Raw genomic sequence first — 21,163 nt, 5'->3', positions numbered from 1 at the left:
AATTGAAATAAAGGGCCAATGAAAACAATGATGAGAAGCGATATCTTCAAAAAAGAAGTGGTGGTAGTAAATGATCCTATTCGGTTTAATAAAGAAGATCTTATTGAGAAAAAGATAAATTTTGATAACAAAGGAATCAAAGGTGTAATTACTGATATTATGCTTAACGGAATTCATGTGGTAGCGCGAGATCTAACCATGGAGAATGATTCGTATGCTATTGAAGTCGAACATGACTTTTCGTTTGTAAAGCTCCATATCGAAATGGAAGGGGATAACGAGTATTGCCCTGAAGATAAATCTCAGCGAGGAATTTACATTCCGCAAGGGCACTATAATCTGTTTTATTTGCCCAAAATAAAAGGTGTCCTGAACTACAGAACCAAAAGAAGAAAAACGCTCGAAATTACGTTTACAGAAGAGTATTTAGAGAAGTTGTTTTATCCTAATTTAAAAACAACAATACCACTACTGGCAGACGCAATAACAAATCAGACCGCCTACGTTATGTGGGATACCAGTAAAAGTATTTCGCCTAAACTGACAATTTTGATTGAGGATATTTTGCAATGTTCGTATTCGGGAGCGATCAAAAAGGCATTTTTAGAATCGAAAATTGTAGAGATTCTTTCGTATTTGTTTACGATTATCAATGAAGAGGAAAATACTTCTGTAAACGTTGAAATAAGTGCCGTTGATTATGCAAAAATTCTGGAAACAGAGCATATTTTAAGAACGCAATTTAAAGAGAAACTAACACTGGCGGGCATCGCAGCTCAGGTTGGACTGAATAATTTTAAGATTAAAAAGTATTTTAAATTAGTGTACAATACAACAGTGTTTAATTATTTGACAGTTGTCAGAATGGAGTATGCTAAACAATTACTGGTAGAAAAAGACTATGCGATTTGTGCTGTTTCTGAGGAATTGGGGTATAAAAATCAACATCATTTTACCGTTGCTTTTAAAAAGACATTTGGCTATTTGCCCAGTAAATTGAAACAGTAATAAAAGTTTTGCCGCTAATTGCACAAATTTGCACGAATTGTTTTTTTAGACTAACAAATAATCATTCTAATTTTTTTAATCTGTGGCAAAAAAAAAATAGCCACAGATTTCACAGATTTAAAGGATTTTTTTTCTGATTCACTGTTCAATGATCTAGTTTAGGTTTACACATAAATAAATTTGGTTGTGAGCAAAAAAGTTTGCCGCTAATTGCACGAATTGTTTTTTTAGACTAACAAATAATCGTTTTAATCCCTTTAATCTGTGGCAAAAAAAAACCTCGAAATCACTAAATGGTATAGGATTTCGAGGTTTTATATTTAAGTTAAAATGAATTAAAACTTATAAGAGAAACTTGCTACCAAATTTCTTGGTTTTTGCGGATTAACCGTAGACCAGCCACCATTAAAATACTCTTTATTAGCAATATTATTAAGGTTTAAAGCCACACGGAATTTAGTTGAACTATAAAAAACAGAACCATTAAATACGGTATATTCCGGAAGTACAAATTTGCCCGTTTTTGGACTGTCCAAAATAGCATTTTCACTGGCATAATTTCCTCCAAATCCTAAACCAAATCCTTCAAGCGTACCATAATCAAATTTATAGGTAGCCCATAGATTGATCAGATTTTTTGGTCCGGACCAGAATGGTCTTTTTCCGTTTTCAAGCCAGACATCACCTGCGTTTCCTTTAGTAATTTTGCTGTCATTGTGGCTGTATCCCGCGATGATGCTTAATCCTTTTACTGGAGAAGCATTCAGATCAAATTCAAGTCCTTTACTTCTTGCTGAACCTCCCTGAGTGCTGATAGTATTAGAATTTACAACTAAATTATCTACATTAATGTTATAAAAACTCACTGTTGCATTTAATTTGTCAGAAAGAAGATTGGCCTTAACTCCAAATTCTAATTGGTTGGCATGCTCCGGTTCAAAAGTTTTAGGTTGCACATCTCCGTTAGCATCAATAGTACTGCCAGGGGCAACATTTCTAAAACCATTCATATAATTGGCAAATAAAGCTAATTGATCTTCAATAGGCTGATACAACAATCCGAATTTTGGAGATAAAGCCGTTTGATTATAATCGTCTTTGTCGTTTTTGATGTCTCCTTTTGTGTCAAAATAATCAACTCTTAAACTGGCCATTGCTAATAAAGTTGGCGTAATATTTAGCACGTCTGAAACATAGGCACTGTAGGTTGCATCTTTTTGGTTATAGTTTTGCGGACCTTCTTTAGAAAGAAGACTACTAACTGATGATCGAGTCAGATAATTTGGAGCCAAAGGATCAAATTGTCTGATTTCTCCTTGCGCAGTAATATTATAAAGTTTTGCATATCCAGATCCTCCGGAGTTTACATTTCTTTCAAAATAATCAAGACCGGCGACTATACGATTGCGCAGGTTTCCAATCTTGAAATCGCCTATAAAATTTTGTTGTATATCTGTTGTAGTGGTTTGCGATTGTTGGTCGCTGATCCATAGGGCAAAATCTTTTTTTCCGTCTTCATTATCATAAATGTAAGAATAGTACCCATTTGATTTAGACGAACCTCTGGACAAAACCGTTTGTGAAGTCCATTGATCAGAGATTTTATAATTCATTTGAGCCTGTAAGCTAAAACGAGGATTTTTTATAGACAAATCATTAGTATAAAAAGATAGATCGGTGTTGTAATTTAACTCCCCAAGGTTGGCAAATTGCAAAGGTTCATCTCTTCCCAAAAACAACATAGATGGTGTTGTTTTTTCCTCCTGCATAAATTCAGTGTTGATAAGGAAAGACAATTTATCATTTACTTTATAAGATAGGGAAGGAGCCACAAAAAGAGCTGTACGGAAGCCTGTGTCCTGAAAGCTGTTTTCTGTTTGGTAGGAAGTATTCACTCTAAACAAAATAGCGTTATTATCATCCAAAGCAGTGTTTACATCTGCCGTTACTCGGTTTAGACCAAAACTTCCGGCTGTATACGAAACTTCTCCGCCAAAACCGGTAAATGGTTTTTTGGTAACCGTATTAATAAGACCACCATAACTAATCAAAGCGCTTCCGAATAAAGTTCCGGATGGTCCTTTGATCACTTCAATTCGCTCTATATTAGCAGGATCAAGACTTCCGTTTGTTAAGCCCGGTAATCCGTTTACAATATTGGCCTGAACTTCAAAACCGCGTAACGTATAATAAGATCCTCCATCGCCACCACGTCCGGTAGATTCCCAAAGTTTTTGAATACCGGGAACATTTTTTAAAGCATCATCATAACTTGTAATGGCTTGTTCTTTCATTATTTCAGAAGAAACGATATTATAAACCTGTGGATTTTCAATGTTTTTTAAAGGCATTTTAGAAACATAAGTACTTTGCTTTGGAAAAGCTTTTCCTCTGTTTCCTGTAATTACAACTTCTTTTAACTGTTTGTTAGAAACGGTCAATTGTAACTCTAAGGTTGTAACCTGATTTTCGGTAACGGTTATTTCTTGTGTCAGCTTTTCATAGCCGACCAATGAAATTTGTAAAGTATAACTTCCTGGTTTTACTCTGTTGAGTTCAAATGCACCGTATTCGTTGGAAGTAGTGGCATATTTTGAATTCTTTAAGTTCAAATAAACATTTTCTGCCTTTTCCCCGTCAGAAGTAGTTAGGGTTCCTTTTATACTTCCAAAAGACTGCTGGGCAGAAATAGTAGTTAAAGAAAATAGAAATAAGAAAAAAACAAAAAGATTTTGTTGAATTCTGGGGTTTAGATAATTCATTTGGTATTTTTTTAATTGGTTTTAAGTTGTTCTTATTTAGAATGAATAAAAACTGAGCAAATTTAAAAATTAATATTATTTTAACAATTGTTATTGTTTAAAAAATGGTGGTGAAATTGTTAAATGTTGATTTTGTTTATGTTAAAGTAGGAATAAACTTTAGTTGCTTTTTTGCACCGCAAGTTTATGTGGTTTTACGCAAGGGGAATTTTTTCTCGCAAAGGCGCAAAATCGCAAAGTTTTTTTAGGCATGCAGATTTTGCAGATTATGCGGATATTTTTGTTTTATGGCTCTGATAAAATAATCCCTATAATCTGCAAAATCTGCGTGCAAAAGACTAATACTTTGCGAACTTTGCGGTTTTAAAATATAGACAAAAAAAGAAGCCTCAAGGGCTTCTTAGAAATTTATAGAACAAGGCTATTTTTTAGTCATAATAAACCGTTCTGTAGTCAATCTACCTTCCAGTTTTCCTGAAATTTCGGCGGTCATTGTATTGTTAGCCCCTTTGGTATAAGTGATTCTCTGAGGATAATCGTGTTTCGGATTTTCAAAAACTAATTGCTTTTCGTTTGAAATTGTAGAAGGAAAGGAAACCGCTTTACCATCATTCTGTCCTTTTACAGTTGCTTGGTATGTTAGGTTTTCTCCCAATTGTGCCAAAAGAATACTTTCAAAATGGATTGTGTCTTTTTCTTTTATAAAGTAAGAAGCTCCGCTAAAAGTACTGTCGTTTAATTTTTGCCAGTTTTCGGTAAGTACCCCATCCGGAGAAGTATTTTCCCAGTTTCCGATGAGCCAGTCGGCCATTTTGATCTTATCTTTTTCTGCAGTTGCTTTTTTCTGACAGGAGACAAAGGCTAATAAAAGCGCTAAAAGAGTAATTTTCTGAAACATATTTAGAGATATTTACTGTTATATTTTGAGCTAAGGTAGTAAAAAAAATAGCCACTAATTGAACGAATTTTCACGAATTAATTGTTGGAATTCTTTATAGATTAGTTTTGCCACAGATTAAAAGATTAGAATGATTTAACCGCCCCAATAAGAAAAACAATTCGTGGAAATTCGTGGCAAAAATCTTTTTAACCACTCCAATAAAAAAAACAACTCGTGGAAATTCGCGCAATTCGTAGCGAAAAAAAAATCCTTTAAATCATTTTAATCTGTGGCAAAAAAAACTAAATGTTCTCAGACAAAATAGAATAAACCAGTTCTTTAGTTGGTTTTTGATCTCCTAATTTGACTCTCACATCATCAAAAGTCACTTTAAAATCACAACCTAATTTATAGTCACCGCAGCCATAAGCCGTTTTTCCTTTTAGAATTGTCCCTTTTTTACATTTTGGACAAACCAAAGAATCCGAAGCCTCTTGTTGCGGTTTTTTAGGTTCTGATTTTTTGGGCTCTAATTTTAATTTGTAGTTTTCTTCAAAACGAATTAGACCTTCAACAGTTCCGGAATCCGTTTTAAAACCTTTTATATTTACTGTAGAGCCTTTTTGAAGCAATCGCAGGTATTGACTCTCGGTTATTTTTTTAGCAGCAAAAGTAAACGGAAGCACAAAATCGCAACCTGATTTATATTCGGTACAGCCAAAAGCGGACTTTCCTTTTATCAGATTCCCTTTTTGACATTTCGGACAGGTTTCTGCCAGGATTCCCGTAGTCTTCTTTTTCTCTGCTTTTGGTACCGCTTTCGGAATCGTTGCAGCATGCGAAATATTAGCATGTCTGGTTTCACTTCGTACTTCATACACCAAAGCCTCCACCATGTGTTTCATGTTTCGGATAAAGGCTGCAGCGGTAAAAGTGCCTTTTTCGATATCTTTTAGTTGCTTTTCCCACGAACCCGTAAGCTCAGCCGACTTTATCAATTCATTTTGAATCGTTTCGATAAGCTGAATCCCTGTTGGCGTTGGTAAAACCTGTTTTTTATTTCGAACAATATACTGACGTTTAAAAAGCGTTTCAATAATATTCGCTCGTGTTGACGGGCGACCGATGCCATTCTCTTTCATCAATTCACGCAAATCTTCGTCATCAACCTGTTTTCCTGCGGTTTCCATGGCACGCAGCAAAGTCGCCTCGGTAAATTGATTGGGTGGTTTGGTTTCTTTTTCCAGAAACGAAGGTTCGTGCGGACCTTTTTCGCCCACAACAAAACTCGGTAATAAATCCGGTTCTTTTTCTTTGGCATTCGGGTCTTCGAAAACTATTTTCCAGCCTTTTTTTAAGATTTCTTTTCCTGTGGTTCTGAAAGTTACCTCGGCGGCTTTTCCGATTACCGTGGTATTGGCTACCAAACAATCATCGTAAAAAACAGCAATAAAACGCTTGGTTATAATATCATAAACCTGCTGCTGATTGTATTGTAAATTGCTTTGTATCCCCGTTGGAATAATCGCATGGTGATCGGTAACTTTTTTATCGTTGAAAACCTTAGGCGATTTTTTTATTTTCTTTTCCAGAATTGGCTGGGTCAATGCTGTATAATCTGTTAGTTTTTGCAGGATGCCCTGTACTTTCGGATAAATATCGTTAGGTAAAAATGTCGTATCGACTCTGGGATAAGTGATTACTTTTTGTTCGTACAGCGTTTGAGCGATTTTAAGCGTTTCATCTGCCGAAAATCCGAATTTGGTATTGCAAAATACCTGCAATCCCGTTAAGTCAAACAACTTTGGGGCATATTCATTTCCGTTCTTTTTGTCTACCGAAACAATTTCGAACTCGCTTTCTTTGACTTTTTGTGCTAAATGTTCACCATCTTCTTTTTTCAAAAAGCGACCTTCTTCGTAGCTAAAAAGTACCTCTCTGTATAAAGTCTGCAATTCCCAGTATGGTTGAGGTTTAAAGCTTTCAATCTCTTTAAAACGCTCCACGACCATTGCCAATGTTGGGGTTTGCACACGTCCGATAGACAATACCTGTTTGTAACCGCCATGTTTTACAGTATACAAACGGGTTGCATTCATACCAAGTAACCAATCGCCAATCGCTCTGGAAAAACCGGCGTAGAATAAATTATCGTAATTGGCGGAGGGTTTTAAGTTATCAAAACCTTCTTTTATCGCTTCGGTTGTTAGGGACGAAATCCATAAGCGTTGTACCTCACCTTTATAATGAGCTTCATTCATCACCCAACGCTGAATGAGCTCCCCTTCCTGTCCGGCATCCCCGCAGTTGATTACGACTTCGGCTTTGTCGAATAGCTCTTTTATGATTTTAAACTGTTTTTGAACTCCCGAATTCTGAACCACTTTGGTTTCAAATTTCTCAGGGAGCATGGGAAGGTTGTTCAAGTCCCAGCTTTTCCAATGCGGTTTATAATCGTTGGGTTCTTTTAAGGTGCATAGATGCCCGAAAGTATAAGTCACGGCATAACCGTTGCCTTCAAAATAGCCATCGTGTTTGGTATTGGCACCTAAAACAGATGCGATTTCTCGTGCTACACTTGGTTTCTCGGCAATACAGACCTTCATTTTCTCCTTCTAATTTGAAGGTGTAAAATTAGGGATTTAGAACTTGGTATTAAAGTTTTTTGTCTTTTTGTAACGATGATGTTGAGGATCAGGTTTTTTGCTTTCTGTCTCGAAAAGACGCAAAGTTTTTTTTCTCACGCAGATTTGGCAGATTAGGCTGATTTTTTGTTTTGTAGTTGCGGTAAAAAGAATCTGTCAAATCTGCGTGAGAAACTCCATTAAAGCTGTAAAGTCTTTTATTGTTGAAGGCGAAAAAATAACAAGATAATTGCTTCAAAATAATGTGTTTAACAGATTAAAATAAGTATATTCGCTTGTTACTTTTCTAATCTTAACCAGTTTATAATGAGTATAAAACAAGCGACAACAATAGATGAGGTCATTCAGTATTTGGATGAAATAATAGCAGTATCAAAACAGGAACAAAGCGCAATTGGTTTGTTTACGATGTTGTACCGTGAAGTTACGGTGCGAATAAAAGAAGGTATTGCTGCGAATACCTTTCAAAATGGGGAACGAATGGAAAAACTCGATGTTATTTTTGCCAATCGCTACATAAAGGCTTATTACCAATATAAAGCCAAAGAAAAACCGTCTGAATGTTGGGAATTTTCTTTTAAGCAAGCAGAAAAATTTTGGCCAATAGTGGTGCAACACTTATTGCTCGGAATTAATGCCCATGTTAATCTGGATTTAGGAATAGCTGCAGCGCAAGTCAGTACACCAGAGGACATTCAGGACTTAAAATCTGATTTTGACCAAATCAACAGTATTTTGAGCAGTCTGGTAGGAGGTGTCGAAAAATGTTTGATCAAAATTTGGCCAACGCTCACAATTATACTAAAATGGACAGGCAAAATAGACAATTTTTTTATCGATTTTAGTATGGAAACCGCCCGGGACGGTGCCTGGAAATTTGCCAATGAATTTGTGAAAATTCCCGAAAACCAAACAGAACCTTGTATAGCGCAAAGAGATAAAAAAATCACAGAAATCGCCCGCTTAGTTTCAAACCCGGGGTATTTTGTCAGTGCCGTTTTTAAATTTATTCGTTTGTTCGAAAAAGGAGATGTTGCTCAAAAAATAAGTGATTTGCAGATAATCGAACAAAATGTGACGGCTTGCGCAGCCGCATGATTTGTATATGAAAAATAACTAAACCTAACAAGGTTTTAAGACCTGTTAGGTTTAATTTCGATAGCAGTAAGCTACGCCATCGACTGCGCTATGCAAATGTCTCTGACTTTGCGTTTTTTTATAAACGATCTTAGAAGTAATTTATTTCTCAAAGTCTCTGACTTTAAACGTCATTTCTTTACTTGTTTTTGGTTTCAAACTTCTTTGAGATTTGTATATGTAAAAACAATAAATCTTTACAAACAAATTATTAATGTGAGGTAAAAGTCAGAGACTTTTTAGACTTGTGCATTTTATAAGGACAAAATAAATTGCGCGAAGTCGGAGACATTCGCGCAGCAGTGTGCAGTTCTTCGATTGAACTTTTGTCCTAAAAATCCGCCATTGCGCAAAGCCGTGAAACGATATCGGCCATTCTGTAACAGACAGCACTAAACAATAAACAGACAGACAGAAATGAAATTAACAACACTCTTATCTTTGAGTATTTTATCCATTTTGACTTCGTGTAATGGTCGGATTTCTAATTCGAAGAACCATTCTGTCCTTTTAAAAGAAATAAATGTAAAGGGAGACACTGTAAGAGAACTTGGAAGCAGTATTATGGTAATTTACCAAGACAAAAAAAACACATATTGGTTTGGTAGTTGGAAAACAGGAATTTACAAATATGACGGTAAAACTTTGATAAATTACACGACAAAACATGGTTTGTATACCGATAGAGTTGATGATATAAAAGAAGATAAATTAGGCAACATATATTTCACAGGTATGAACCCAAATGCTACAATAACAAAGTTCGACGGAAAATCATTTACCAATATTATAGCAACTCCAAGTAATGAATGGAAACTTGAAAAGAATGATTTGTGGCTAATAAATGCTTATCAAAACAAACAAAAAGTTTACCGCTTTGATGGGAATACCTTTTATGAATTGACACTTCCAAAGCCCCCTAAACTTAACAATCCATTTGATGTTTATAGCATTTATAAAGACAGAAATGGAAACATTTGGTTTGGCACAAATCCAGTTGGAGTGTGTCGTTACGATGGAAAATCATTCGAATGGATTACAGAAGAAGATGTGACGGAATTTCGCAATGGAGGGGCAAATGGAGTGCGTTCGATTACGGAAGACAAAAATGGTGACTTTTGGTTTAATACTGAAAAGCGTTATAGTATTTACGACAGTATAAGATTAAAAAGCAATAAGTTTTATACAAGACATGAAAGCATAGGCAGTTTAGATGGAAAAAATGCAAGTGGTCTAAATGAGTATCTTTCAACGGTAAGAGACAACAAGAATAATTTGTGGTTTGTAACTTATCGTGATGGAGTTTGGAAATATGATGGAACAAAAATTACATCCTATCAAGTTCAGGAACAATCAAAAAACATTAAATTATTCAGTATTTACAAGGATAATAATGGCGGCCTTTGGCTTGGAACACACGAAAATGGTGCATATAAATTTAATGGAAAGACATTTGAAAAGTTTAAACCATAATGATGAAAAAAGAACAGCCGATTTATACTGTTCTTTTTGAATCTCCAAATTGAACATGGAGATTTTTATTGGATTTATTTTATTGTTTTATTATGGTATATGTTCCAGTCCTAACAACTCCATCTTTTGGTTTTGGAGCACCTTCTTTAACCATAATAGGTCCTGCCGCATGATTTGTCTATAAAAAATAAACAAACCTAACAGGGTTTTAAGACCTGTTAGGTTTAATTTCGATAGCGATAAGTTATGTCATCGACCCATTCTTCTTCATAAATCCTTAATTAAATCACTTGCATTTATTTTTAAGGCTTGAGCAATTTTAAACAAAGTGCTTATTTTCATTTCCTGAGAACCTTTAATGTATTTTCTCAAATTTTCTACATCCATTTCGGCTTCATGAGCAACCTCTCTTTGTTTGAGTTGCTTGTTCTCAATGATCTCTTTTATTCTGATTCCTAGTTGTGGTACAACTTCTGGGATTTCACTTTTTCTTGTCCTTTTCATAGAAATGAAATTACAAGTAATAGATTGTTTTTGTGTGATTGTAAACAATCGGTTGTTTGTAACCGAATTTTTGTTATATTTGTTTTCAAATAATAATAACTTAATCCAATTCAATCATGGAAATACAACACAATAAATCTGTAACAGAATTTTCAGAATTAATGAATAAAGCACATTATTTTACAAAACTGAAGCGAGAGCACACTACTGATGGTTCGTTTAACGTAGCGCTAAAAGTATCTTCTTATAATGAATTAAATCTAATGGTTTCAGATTTACTTAAAGCAAGTATTTTGGTACTGAAGAATGACACTCAAAGTGTATCGAATGATGCTGATATCAATGTAATGACATTGCTTGAAATTGCCCTACAGCTTCTCCCGGAGGACGAAATGGAGTTGTTAGATGATTTGCATGAAGTTTATTTGCAGTCTGATGCAACGTCTAAATTATTCTCTAAAATGGAATAGTTTTGAGGAAGTTTATAAACTAAATAAGGAGCAGTTTTAAACTGCTCCTTATTTAGTTTTGTTTACTGAATTGTCTCGAAGGTCGCACGCAAATGTCATTCGGACATCGGTAGTTTCTTTTAAAAAGATTGTAATGAAAATGCGCAAAAATGTCTTCGCAAGCTTTTGCGCATTTGTTTATTTCCACATTAAAATAAAATCTAATAAATTTTCTACAATTATTTTGAGCCAATTTTTCTTTTTTGGTTTGATTTCTTTCATTTTTGAAATTGTACGTAGGATTGTTCTATTTTAGTTAGTTTGAATATGATCGAATGTGCAACATTCTAAGAGGAGTTCTTCGCAGAACTGGACCTCAATTAAATCAAATTATTTCGGTAGATGTGCAATCAATTCAATCTCTAATTTTGCTGTTGGCATGTATAATCGTACTACTTGTACCCATGTAGCCGCAGGAAAGTCATGATTGTAGAATTTTTTTCTGGCGAAATTATTTTTTTTCACTGCTTCTATATCTGTTGTATATAAATTTTCTTTTACAACATTTTCAAATGTGGCGCCATAACTCGCTAGTGAAGCTTTTAAATCTTTATAGACAGCTGTGATTCCTTCCGGAGTTATTTCGGTTGCTATAGCACCTGAAATGTAAAGAACATTGTCCACTTTTAAAACTTGAGTATAACCAATAACGGTATCTTGTTTTGGCTCATTATTCCAATGCCATTTTTCCTTTTTTATTTTAACTTCTTGTGCAAAATTGTTAGCGAAAATGAATAAAAAAGAAAGTAATAGAAGATGTTTCATAATTGGTTGTTTTTTGATTGGTGTTCGTTTTGAAGTTTTGTTTAGTTAACTAAGGTTGTTCGAAGCTGGGAGATTTTCGAACAGTGACGATGATTTTTAAGAGTGGGTAAACTTCTATTGAAATTTTATTACTTAATGTTTTTATATTTATTTATCTGAGCTCAAAGTTAATTTATTGAAAATATCCTCAATCTTATCCGGTTGCAATGCCCATCGATAAGCAGGATGAATTTCCCAATCATAACCAAAATCAGCTGTTGAACTTGAGAGATATCTATTTTCCTCAAAGTATTTTCTATCTATTTCACCGTCCCCTAATATTTTACGAGCTGTTAAAAAATTAATTTTATATAAAAAATGTGCTAAATCATGGACAGTAGCAATTTTGCCATTTGCAAAAATGAATCTATTTTGTTGTTTAATATTAGTCAATTTTTGACGTAATTCAGCAGTTGTAAAAACAAAACTATCGGCATAGGTATTATTAGTTTTTTTTGTTGGTTTCATTCCGAATATTAATTGTTCAATAGAAGGAAGTTCTGTCCTGTATTCATTAATAGTATCTTGAATCCTTCCTTGGGAATATTCTTCAAAAATATTTCTAAAATGTTCAGTTTTTATTAAACGCGATTTATCTTTATATGCCTCCCTTGCAGCGAGAGTACATAATTTTACAAGGTCTCTTGGTCTTTTTCTTATTAATGACATTAGAATTTTATACATAGGTCTGTTTTCCCATTTTCCATACCCCTGAAATTTTCCTTCCATAATATCTTCTAAATAAAGGCCTAAATGATATTGAGGGGTTTGACGAAGATTGTTTTCGGAGTATTGTTTATTTAGAAAAGTTAACATTCGAATTATTAACATAATTAAAATCTCATGATTGTCCCAGCTATACCAAACGACATTTCCTTCAATTTTATCAGTTGACTCATCAGATGTACGAACTAAAAAATATACATCCGAGCGTAAAGAAATTTTAAAGCTTAGCCCTGGATTTTCACTAGCAAGGTCGCGAACTGAATTCAGAAGTGCTGATAGCCTATTTATATCTTCTTTTTTACCTTCCCAGCCTCTATCCAAATCATCGATATAAACAATTATCTTTTTAGTTTTTAAGTAATTATCTATTAACAATCTTTTTGAAGGTGATAAATCAACATTTTCTTTAGCAAGAGTTACAGATTCTGTAACATGATTGATAAGCTTTAAGCTGAAATTTGAGAGTTTATTTATTATCTTATAGTCAGTAATTCCAAATTCATTAAAAACTTTGGAGCCAATAATTTTTGTGAGACCATATTTCCATTGTCTTATACGCAAAAGGAAATTTTCATCTTTCATACCTATTTCAGCAATATCATCAGGTTTTATCAAAATTGGTAAATTGCCCTTTTCATAATCTTCTGCCATAGAAACTTTGAATAAAGCAGATTTCCCAATTCCCTTATGACCAACCAAAACTCTTATAGGCAAATCTGATGAAACTCTTTTAAAAGTTTCATTTTTGAAATAATACTCTCTTAATCTTTCAATTGACTCGCTTTCAGCATCTTCAAATCCGAAAAGCTTTTGAATATTTTCATCTGTAAATTCTAGACCTATTGATTGTGACATTTATTATTTGTTAATAAGAATGATTAAATTATACTATCTTTTTAAGTAATACCTTATTTGTTACTTAAAAACAAACATCGTCCTTTAATTTAAATTAGTCACCACGTAAAAATACTTGATTTTAAAATAGAATAAAAACTGTAAATCAACGTTATCGGATTTCTAATCATTAAGTTTTCGAATATTTATGAATTACAAACCCAAACTATTCACCTCCTTGAAGCCCCAAACGATCACGACCATTTGTCAATGCGATTACTAATGCAATACCACAGAAAAGAAGCGCAATAATGCCACGCACAATTTCATTTCCGCCACCTACTGAGGGATTTGCGATGGCATCGGGCACATGGAAGAAAGCGAAGAAAAATAGCAGCATGACGGCTAATAGAAATGCAATTGGTTTGATTCCTATTTTAAAAATAATGGAGATGCCGGAAACGATAAGAGCTGCACCGGTAAAATAAGTCCAAAATATTGGGGCTGGCAGCCATTTAGGTACCATGGTGGAGAGAAAATCGGTAAAAAGAAAATGACTGAATCCAAATAATAGTATCAGAAGGGAATAAAAAATTCGCCCACATGGGATGAGTTTTTCTAACAATAGGGTAAAGAAACTCTTTTCGGTTTTAGTAAGACCGTTTTCGGAGTAGGAGCCTGCCATTACAAATGCACCACCGCTATAGGCTAGTTCTTCGATAGCGTTAATCCAAATTTCCGGGCCTGCGGCTTTGACAGGGCTAAAGAATAATATATAGGGTAGATGAGAAAGGAGAACTGCGGCAAGAAAAGAGAATCCTAAATAAAGGCATGTCTTTTTTACGGTAACAAAATTAATTTTAAATAAGCCTGAAATAATAATTCCTGTCAATATTAAGGTTATTCCCGTAAGAATGGCGAAGATAGAATTGCCATGAACCCAGGCAGGAAACGGAGCTAAAATTTCCGAACGAAATTTTTGTATAATAAGTTGATGTACGCCTAAAGCAACGATGCCGCCGCCATAAAGCAGATGGCCAATTTTGGTAAGTTCTTTCATTGGTTACAGTATTAAAAAAAGAATCAAAAATTTGATTTTGGTAAGTATCAAATATATAAAATGCTGCAAAAAAATACTTACATAATAATCTTCGTTTTGGCTTTTTTTGTTAAAATAATATCCTTTTCGGTTTGTTTTTTTGCTGAAAATCGGAAGTTGTATTTTGAAACGAAAAGCCCTAGCCCTGATAGCAGCGGCATCCTTTTTAGGCAAACGAAACCGACTAAATTAAATCGTAAAAATGGAGCCTAAAAAGATACAGCGGATAGCAGGAAATAGCTCCTTAAAAACATAAAACCAGAAATAATCTACCGTAAAGAAAAATTTCGTAATTTTGCACTCCAAATAAAAGGGATTATAAAATGTTAGATAAACTTCAATATGTAAAGCAGCGTTTTGATGAGATTTCGGATTTGATTATTCAGCCGGATGTTATTGCTGATCAAAAGCGTTATGTGCAGCTTAACCAAGAGTACAAAAGTATTAAAGCTCTGGTTGACAAAAGAGAAGAATACATTCTTGTTTTAGCAAATATTGACGAAGCAAACGAAATCATTGCCGACGGAAGTGATGCGGATATGACCGAAATGGCCAAGATGCAACTCGACGAGGCAAAAGAACGTCTGCCTGAACTTGAGGAAGAAATAAAATTTATGTTGATTCCTAAAGACCCTGAAGATGCTAAAAACGTAATGGTTGAGATTCGTGCTGGTACGGGTGGAGACGAAGCGAGTATTTTTGCAGGTGATTTGTTCAGAATGTATACTAAATATTGTGAAGGTCAAGGCTGGAGAACTTCGGTTGTAGATATGAACGAAGGTACTTCAGGTGGTTTTAAAGAGGTAATTTTTGAAGTTACGGGAGAAGATGTTTACGGAACTTTGAAGTTTGAAGCGGGTGTTCACCGTGTACAACGTGTTCCTCAGACAGAAACGCAAGGTCGTGTGCATACATCGGCAGCTACCGTTATGGTTTTACCGGAAGCGGAAGAGTTTGACGTACAAATTGATATGAACGATGTTCGTGTTGATTTTTTCTGTTCGTCAGGACCTGGTGGGCAGTCTGTAAATACAACGAAATCTGCGGTGCGTTTAACACACATTCCAACCGGATTGGTGGCACAATGTCAGGATCAGAAATCACAACACAAAAATAAAGACAAAGCGTTAACGGTTTTACGTTCTCGTTTGTACGAAATGGAATTGGCTAAGAAAGAAGCTGAAGATGCTACAAAACGTACTTCTCAGGTTAGTTCTGGTGACCGTTCTGCTAAGATTCGTACCTATAACTATGCACAAGGTCGTGTAACCGATCACAGAATTGGACTTACACTTTACGATTTAGGAAATATCATGAATGGTGATATTCAGAAAATTGTGGCTGAGTTGCAACTGGTGAATAACATGGAGAAATTGAAGGAAGCCAGCGAGGTGTTTTAATTTTGAGATGCTGAGGGGCTAAGGTTCTGAGATGCTAAGATATAGAGAAGGCTGTTTCACTTTGTGAAACAGCCTTCTCTGGTTTTTGTCCTTTCTTTTTTGTTCGTTTTTTTATGTCATTCCGAGGTACGAGGAATCACATACGGAACTCCGCAAAGATAAGCAACATGCTACATGGGTTCTCGAGCGCAATTCCTCCTTCGGTAAAATTGACACGATTGTATAGATAGCTGTTCGTATTTAAAATTTATTAATTACTACTTAAATTAAATCTGACAGGTTTTTAAAACCTGTCAGATTTGTGGTTTAGGGTTGTCAGGAATGACAATTAACAGAGGGGCTCCTCATTCGAAATGACAACTAACAGAGGTGATTTCTCGTACCTCGAAATGACAAGGTTGTGTGTACTTCGCACCTCAAAAAAAAGCAAAGTATACTTTAAAGGTATACTTTGCTTTTCTCATAAGGCTCTAATTGTAAAAATTAGAATTATAGTGAAGGGATTAACCGATTAATCGTTTGTATAAGAAACGTATAAAGCGTGTTAGATACCTAAAAATACTCTTGTGAATTCAAAACATTTATAGAGGTTAGAGTAGAGTTGCACACTGTTTTTTATAAGTACTTCATTGAACTTTTCCATAATATAAGATATTAAGTTAGACAATTACTCCTTTGATGATTCGTGCGGCTTAGAAACAATATTGGTTACGGCAAACTGTAATAGTGTACCAAAGATATTTTTAATTTTAGAATCACTTTTTCCAACTACAAATTTTTTGGCCAGATAGCCAATGGCGATACTTACCGCAGATTGGGCTAAATTGCTCTTAAAACCGACTGTTTCGTTGATCTCTTCAACAGTATTTCGAATGAGGTTAAGGGGTTTTAGATTGTCTCTGATTTCGTCAATCTCCTCTTTTATGGCGCACCATTCGGCATCCTGTTGTTTTTCCAGTAGCTGAATCCTCTGATTTAATGTATCAATAGTATATACAGTTCCCATAACAGTCTTTTTTTTTGATTTAATCCATTAGTTTAAATTTGGATCGACATCTTTTGAAGTTTCTTTTAGAATGCTCGAAATAATCATATTTCCAATCGGAGTTTTGATTAGTTTGTGTTGCATCTTGTGCAATAGGATGGCTGCAATTAGATATACTAAAGCCATGATAAAGAAACCGTAATAATAGTGTCCGAGTTCACTTCCAATCCATAAACTAATTCCAATATTGAGGAACAGGGTAAAAAATGCAACAACAGCGCCAACCGCAATTCTGGATGTTAAGGTTGACAGTGCGTCTGCAGATGACGATACTGTCTTGAGTTTGATTAATTCAAAACTCGTTTTAGTATAATTTTCAGCCTTTTCATAAAGGTTGAGGTTCTCGTTTGTTGTTGCATTTGGTTCCATTGTACTGGTTTTATGGTTTGAAAAATCCACTTTTTCTAGTAGTTCGTTTTTACGGTTTTTGCTTCGTCTTTGATAGCGTTGAAGTCTTCTTTTGCAGCATTGAATCTGGCTTTACCTTCTTCGATAATCTCTTTACCGTTTGAAGAGAGCGTATTTACGATATCATCAACTTTGCTTTTCAGATTATCTTTGTAATCTTTTGATTTATCGGAGATTTTTTTTCTTGTATTTGATCCTTTATCCGGTGCAAATAATACTCCTAAAATAGCTCCCGCTGCTGCGGCTCCTAAAATTCCTAAAACTGTGGTGCTCGTTTTCATAATATTTGATTTATTGGATTATTAATAGTGTGGTTTAAACTTCGCGGCCTTTTATAAGCCTTAATAAAATTGCGATAATAGCAATGACTAATAGAATATGAATAATACTTCCAAGGCTGTAAACAAAAAATCCAAGAGCCCAAAGAATAACAAGAATCAATGCTACTGTGTATAATAAGTTTGACATGGCTTTTATATTTAAAATTAATATTCAGTTATCTCATGGTGTGTACTTCATGAAAATTATATAACACATAGAAAAATAGGTTTGACTTGTAGAAAAGAGTTTAAAAAAGAAATGCATTTCTTTCGCATAGTCAAACTAGGGGGTCTTCGACTTCGCTCAGACTGACGACTTCGCTCAGACTGACAATTGAAATTTTACATAAGTGAAATGTCTTTCTGTATTATCAAAACTATGTTTCTATGTGTTAAAAAAATAAGTAGACCTAATGGGGTTTAATTATTGTTTTTTAATTCAACTTGTACGAAAGGTACAAGCTCAAATTACTGTTTTTGGCATCAGGAAAAGTATAGGTTGTTCCTGCTACTGTTCGTTCTTTACCAATTGTAGTCAGACCATAATTGTAACGTAATCCGATGCTTATAGGGTTGAAATCGACTCCAACACCTGCCGAGAGACCGGCGTCAAATTTGTTTAGGTCATCGGTGTCTATGTCTTGGGTAAAATTGAAGTTTCCTTCGCCGGTTACTTTAGAACTTACCAAATAAGAAGCATAACCACCGGCATGAATATTGAAATTTTTGGTAATATTTACTCGTACTAATAACGGAACTTCGATATAATTTAATCTGAATTTCGTATTTCCGCTTCCAAGAAAATTATTGTACTCTTGCTTTGAACCCTTTGTGGTAAAAAGAATCTCAGGCTGAATAGCGATAAAATCCGAAATTGGTAATGTAGCATAAAGACCGGCATTAAAACCGTACAATATGTTTTCGTCATTAGCATCATTGCTGTATAGGTTAGACATATTGAATCCTCCTTTTATACCAAATTCTTCAGTCACATTGCCGCTCTGAGCCCTGATTATTCCAAATGAAGCAGTTAAAAATAGGGTTAAGGCGTATAAAAAATTGGTTTGCATTTTCATAGTTAAATAATTTAGTTAGTAGATAGATTAGTAAAAGGCGTTTAATTTATTTGTTCTCTGATTTGCGCAGTTTCTCTTAAAAACTGATAATTCTCCGGTAAATACTGTAATACAAATTTTAAAATCACTTTATCATTGGTATCTTTAGAAATCGATTCAAACAACTTGATTTGCTCTTCTAACAACTTTGCAATAGAGTTGAGATAAGCTTCGTCAAAATTGAGGTCATTTTTATCCATTATTCCTTGTAAATCCTGTCTGTCGTTGGTGTTAATATCGGTAACAATTACGAGCCTGTTATTGGCCATTTTGTTGATATCCTGCAACAAAAGATGCTGATGACTTTCTATTTTTTTACTGATTTCCCGTATCGTACTTTTTGAACTCTTTTGCTCAGCAATCTGACTTTTAGAAATAATGGTCTTACCTATATTTGCCGTCGCAATTAGAAAATAAGCTTCACTATGTTCTTTGTCACTTTTTATAAAAACCTCATTTTTTAAAGTCGTTTCTATCGAGTTGTTACCGTTGCATGATGCCATGCATACTATAACAATGAATAAAAAAAAGACTCTTAAAATTGTAGCTTTTACTTTGGGTTTTGCTTTCATTTAGGACTTCATAAAGTATTACATTACAAAGATGCCACCGAAACCTTTATTTTGTTTTACAGCATAAAAAAGAAACGTTATATAATTCCCATAATGGGCTTATATAACGTCTGATAGGTTGATTTTTTTGAGTTTTAATCCGGTAGAAAAACGGTAATTAAGGTGCCTTCGTCCGGAGTGCTGTCGGCAATAATATATCCTTTGTGGTTGTCGGCTATTTTTTTGCAGATGGCTAAACCAATTCCGGTTCCGGGATAGTCTGTTTTGGAGTGTAAACGTTGAAAGAGAACAAAAATAGTTTCTTTAAACTGTGGGTCAAATCCCATTCCGTTATCCCTGAAAGTGATTTTGTGGAATTTTTTAATATTCTGATCCAATAAACCGGGGTAATCGGCAGCGTTTACTTTTTCGCTTTCTACCTGAATTTCAGGTGCAATACCCGGACGGTTGTATTTTAGTGAATTTCCGATGAGGTTAATAAAAAGCTGTTCTATTTGGTAAGGAATTACAGATAGTTTAGGTAATTTAGAAACTGTGATAAGTGCTTTTTTCTCGTCAATAACTTCTGTTAATTCAGATTTGGCGTTTTCAAAAACATCATTCAAATTGGTTTTAATGAATTCTTTTTTGGTTGTATTGGTTCTTGAAAACAGTAGCAAATCATCAATTAAAACACGCATTCTTTTGGCTGATGCTTCGATTTTATTAAGATATTCTTTGCCGCTGTCAGATAGTGCCGCTTTATCAGCATCAGAAACTCTTGATATAAAGGTTTGTATTTTTCGAAGTGGTTCCTGTAAATCGTGACTGGCAACATGATTAAAAGAAGCCAGCTCTTTATTGCTTTTTTCCAATTCGTCATTTCGCTCCTGAAGTTCTATGTTTAACAGATGTTCGTCTGTAATGTCAAAGTTAATTCCGAGTAGAATTTTTCCGCCTTGCTGATCGGTCAATAATTTTCCGGTTGATTTAAAATGTCTGACTTCATGATCCGAACGGATAATTTTATAATAGATAAACGGCAATTGTTTTTTACTGATAATGTTTTCCATAGACTTCGCAATGGCGTCTCTGTCGTCTGGGTGCACAAATTCTAAAAAAGTTTCTTTTTTGGGAACAAAAGAATTTGGTTTAGCCCCTAACAAACGATATTGATTGTCGGAATAATCAATTTTTTGAGTGTCTAAATCCCATTGCCAGGTACTAAACTTACCGGTTATTTCAGACTCCGCCATTAAACGGGACGAAATGAGGAGTTTTTTATTATAGACCATCAGACGATGAATATCTCTGCTGATTTGTCGGTAGGCGAGTATGATAAAAAGTAAAGCGGCCAGAAACAAAGAAGTAGAGAAAATCGGACTCAAAGAAATCTCATCATCATAAATTTTCAATCTTCTTTGCAGATAATCTTTTTCGATGTCGTTCATTTTATCAACCTGAAAACGAATATTTTCCATGAGGATACGACCTCCAAACATATGATTGTCGAGTTTTCTTTTATCGTAGGTTTTAGGATCACTGTATTTAAAACAGTTTTCAAACGAAGTAAAACGTTGGATAATTAATTTGAATAGTTTTCGAAGATTTTGTTGCTGCGCTTCATTGTCCTTCGTAAGTTTTTTTAAAGTAATAAAAGAAGTGTTTACCTTGTCCCGGGAGTAAATATAAGGTGCAAGAAAACGATTATTGCGCGTTATGATGTAACCACGTTGTCCGGTTTCGGCATCTTTTATGGCCGACATCAATCGTTCCAATTGAATGTTTATTTCGTACGTATGCATAACAAGCTTACTGGACTCGTTAAGTTCCTGTTCGTGTTTGTACGTAATCGAAGAAAGAAATAACAGAATGAAAACTGCAATTACAAAAATAACTCTCAATGAGTTTGAAGAATTAAACTTGGGTAGCCATTTCATGGA

19 protein-coding genes are annotated in these 21,163 nt (G+C 34.6%); 5 read left to right on the top strand and 14 right to left on the bottom strand.

Annotated features, from left to right (window positions below; translation table 11 throughout):
• Positions 1–18 precede the first annotated feature (18 nt).
• Positions 19–1,008, top strand: a complete 990-nt coding sequence (locus tag G3A47_RS00295) for an AraC family transcriptional regulator (RefSeq protein ID WP_166919323.1) — start codon at positions 19–21, stop codon at positions 1,006–1,008.
• 335 nt (positions 1,009–1,343) lie between these two features.
• On the opposite strand, the gene G3A47_RS00290 is transcribed toward G3A47_RS00295, so the two are convergent.
• The 3 genes from G3A47_RS00290 to G3A47_RS00280 all read right to left on the bottom strand — a co-directional run bounded on the left by G3A47_RS00290 (position 1,344) and on the right by G3A47_RS00280 (position 7,256).
• Positions 1,344–3,770, bottom strand: coding sequence for a TonB-dependent receptor (locus tag G3A47_RS00290; RefSeq protein WP_166919322.1), 2,427 nt, complete (start codon positions 3,768–3,770; stop codon positions 1,344–1,346).
• A 421-nt stretch (positions 3,771–4,191) separates the two neighbouring features.
• Positions 4,192–4,668: a DUF6265 family protein gene (locus G3A47_RS00285; RefSeq protein ID WP_166919321.1), complete on the bottom strand. Its 477-nt coding sequence runs from the start codon at positions 4,666–4,668 to the stop codon at positions 4,192–4,194.
• Positions 4,669–4,952: 284 nt separating this feature from the next.
• Complete coding sequence (locus G3A47_RS00280) at positions 4,953–7,256, bottom strand: type IA DNA topoisomerase (protein WP_166919320.1); 2,304 nt, start codon at positions 7,254–7,256, stop codon at positions 4,953–4,955.
• 345 nt (positions 7,257–7,601) lie between these two features.
• On the opposite strand from G3A47_RS00280, the gene G3A47_RS00275 reads away from it, so the two are divergent.
• The gene (locus G3A47_RS00275) at positions 7,602–8,393 is read left to right on the top strand and encodes a DUF5995 family protein (protein WP_166919319.1); all 792 of its coding nucleotides are present in this window, start codon (positions 7,602–7,604) and stop codon (positions 8,391–8,393) included.
• A gap of 456 nt (positions 8,394–8,849) precedes the next feature.
• The gene (locus G3A47_RS00270) at positions 8,850–9,905 is read left to right on the top strand and encodes a ligand-binding sensor domain-containing protein (protein WP_166920977.1); all 1,056 of its coding nucleotides are present in this window, start codon (positions 8,850–8,852) and stop codon (positions 9,903–9,905) included.
• Between the two features lie 267 nt (positions 9,906–10,172).
• On the opposite strand, the gene G3A47_RS00265 is transcribed toward G3A47_RS00270, so the two are convergent.
• Positions 10,173–10,409, bottom strand: coding sequence for a helix-turn-helix domain-containing protein (locus G3A47_RS00265; protein ID WP_166919317.1), 237 nt, complete (start codon positions 10,407–10,409; stop codon positions 10,173–10,175).
• 116 nt (positions 10,410–10,525) lie between these two features.
• On the opposite strand from G3A47_RS00265, the gene G3A47_RS00260 reads away from it, so the two are divergent.
• Positions 10,526–10,879, top strand: a complete 354-nt coding sequence (locus G3A47_RS00260; protein ID WP_166919315.1) for a hypothetical protein — start codon at positions 10,526–10,528, stop codon at positions 10,877–10,879.
• 369 nt (positions 10,880–11,248) lie between these two features.
• Here G3A47_RS00260 and G3A47_RS00255 read toward each other — a convergent pair whose 3' ends face one another.
• The 3 genes from G3A47_RS00255 to G3A47_RS00245 form a co-directional block, all read right to left on the bottom strand.
• A complete protein-coding gene (locus G3A47_RS00255) occupies positions 11,249–11,683 on the bottom strand; it encodes a RidA family protein (protein WP_166919313.1) in 435 nt (144 codons plus the stop codon).
• A gap of 147 nt (positions 11,684–11,830) precedes the next feature.
• Positions 11,831–13,303, bottom strand: a complete 1,473-nt coding sequence (locus G3A47_RS00250; RefSeq protein ID WP_166919312.1) for a P-loop ATPase, Sll1717 family — start codon at positions 13,301–13,303, stop codon at positions 11,831–11,833.
• 205 nt (positions 13,304–13,508) lie between these two features.
• Positions 13,509–14,342 (bottom strand): DoxX family protein, encoded by an 834-nt coding sequence (locus tag G3A47_RS00245; RefSeq protein ID WP_166919311.1) that lies wholly within the window; start codon positions 14,340–14,342, stop codon positions 13,509–13,511.
• 362 nt (positions 14,343–14,704) lie between these two features.
• Here G3A47_RS00245 and prfA point away from each other — a divergent pair, with 362 nt between their 5' ends.
• Positions 14,705–15,781 carry a peptide chain release factor 1 gene (prfA, locus tag G3A47_RS00240; RefSeq protein WP_166919310.1) on the top strand — a complete coding sequence of 359 codons (1,077 nt, stop codon included), beginning with the start codon at positions 14,705–14,707 and terminating at the stop codon, positions 15,779–15,781.
• Positions 15,782–16,448: 667 nt separating this feature from the next.
• On the opposite strand, the gene G3A47_RS00235 is transcribed toward prfA, so the two are convergent.
• The 7 genes from G3A47_RS00235 to G3A47_RS00205 all read right to left on the bottom strand — a co-directional run bounded on the left by G3A47_RS00235 (position 16,449) and on the right by G3A47_RS00205 (position 21,160).
• Positions 16,449–16,787 (bottom strand): hypothetical protein, encoded by a 339-nt coding sequence (locus G3A47_RS00235; protein ID WP_166919309.1) that lies wholly within the window; start codon positions 16,785–16,787, stop codon positions 16,449–16,451.
• Positions 16,788–16,814: 27 nt separating this feature from the next.
• Positions 16,815–17,195: a hypothetical protein gene (locus G3A47_RS00230; protein ID WP_166919308.1), complete on the bottom strand. Its 381-nt coding sequence runs from the start codon at positions 17,193–17,195 to the stop codon at positions 16,815–16,817.
• A 35-nt stretch (positions 17,196–17,230) separates the two neighbouring features.
• A complete protein-coding gene (locus G3A47_RS00225) occupies positions 17,231–17,515 on the bottom strand; it encodes a YtxH domain-containing protein (protein WP_166919307.1) in 285 nt (94 codons plus the stop codon).
• A gap of 34 nt (positions 17,516–17,549) precedes the next feature.
• Positions 17,550–17,702: a lmo0937 family membrane protein gene (locus tag G3A47_RS00220; RefSeq protein ID WP_117610295.1), complete on the bottom strand. Its 153-nt coding sequence runs from the start codon at positions 17,700–17,702 to the stop codon at positions 17,550–17,552.
• Between the two features lie 286 nt (positions 17,703–17,988).
• On the bottom strand, positions 17,989–18,630 hold the full coding sequence (locus G3A47_RS00215) for a porin family protein (RefSeq protein ID WP_166919306.1): 642 nt from the start codon (positions 18,628–18,630) through the stop codon (positions 17,989–17,991).
• A 41-nt stretch (positions 18,631–18,671) separates the two neighbouring features.
• Entirely contained in the window at positions 18,672–19,241 is a 570-nt protein-coding gene (locus tag G3A47_RS00210) for a DUF4142 domain-containing protein (protein WP_166919305.1), read from the bottom strand.
• 134 nt (positions 19,242–19,375) lie between these two features.
• On the bottom strand, positions 19,376–21,160 hold the full coding sequence (locus tag G3A47_RS00205) for a CHASE3 domain-containing protein (protein WP_166919303.1): 1,785 nt from the start codon (positions 21,158–21,160) through the stop codon (positions 19,376–19,378).
• Positions 21,161–21,163: the final 3 nt, after the last annotated feature.

Origin of the sequence: Flavobacterium poyangense (assembly GCF_011751075.1) — a bacterium.
Lineage (GTDB): Bacteria > Bacteroidota > Bacteroidia > Flavobacteriales > Flavobacteriaceae > Flavobacterium > Flavobacterium poyangense.
Note: the sequence above shows the minus strand (reverse complement) of the source record. Positions and strands in the feature narration are given on the sequence as shown.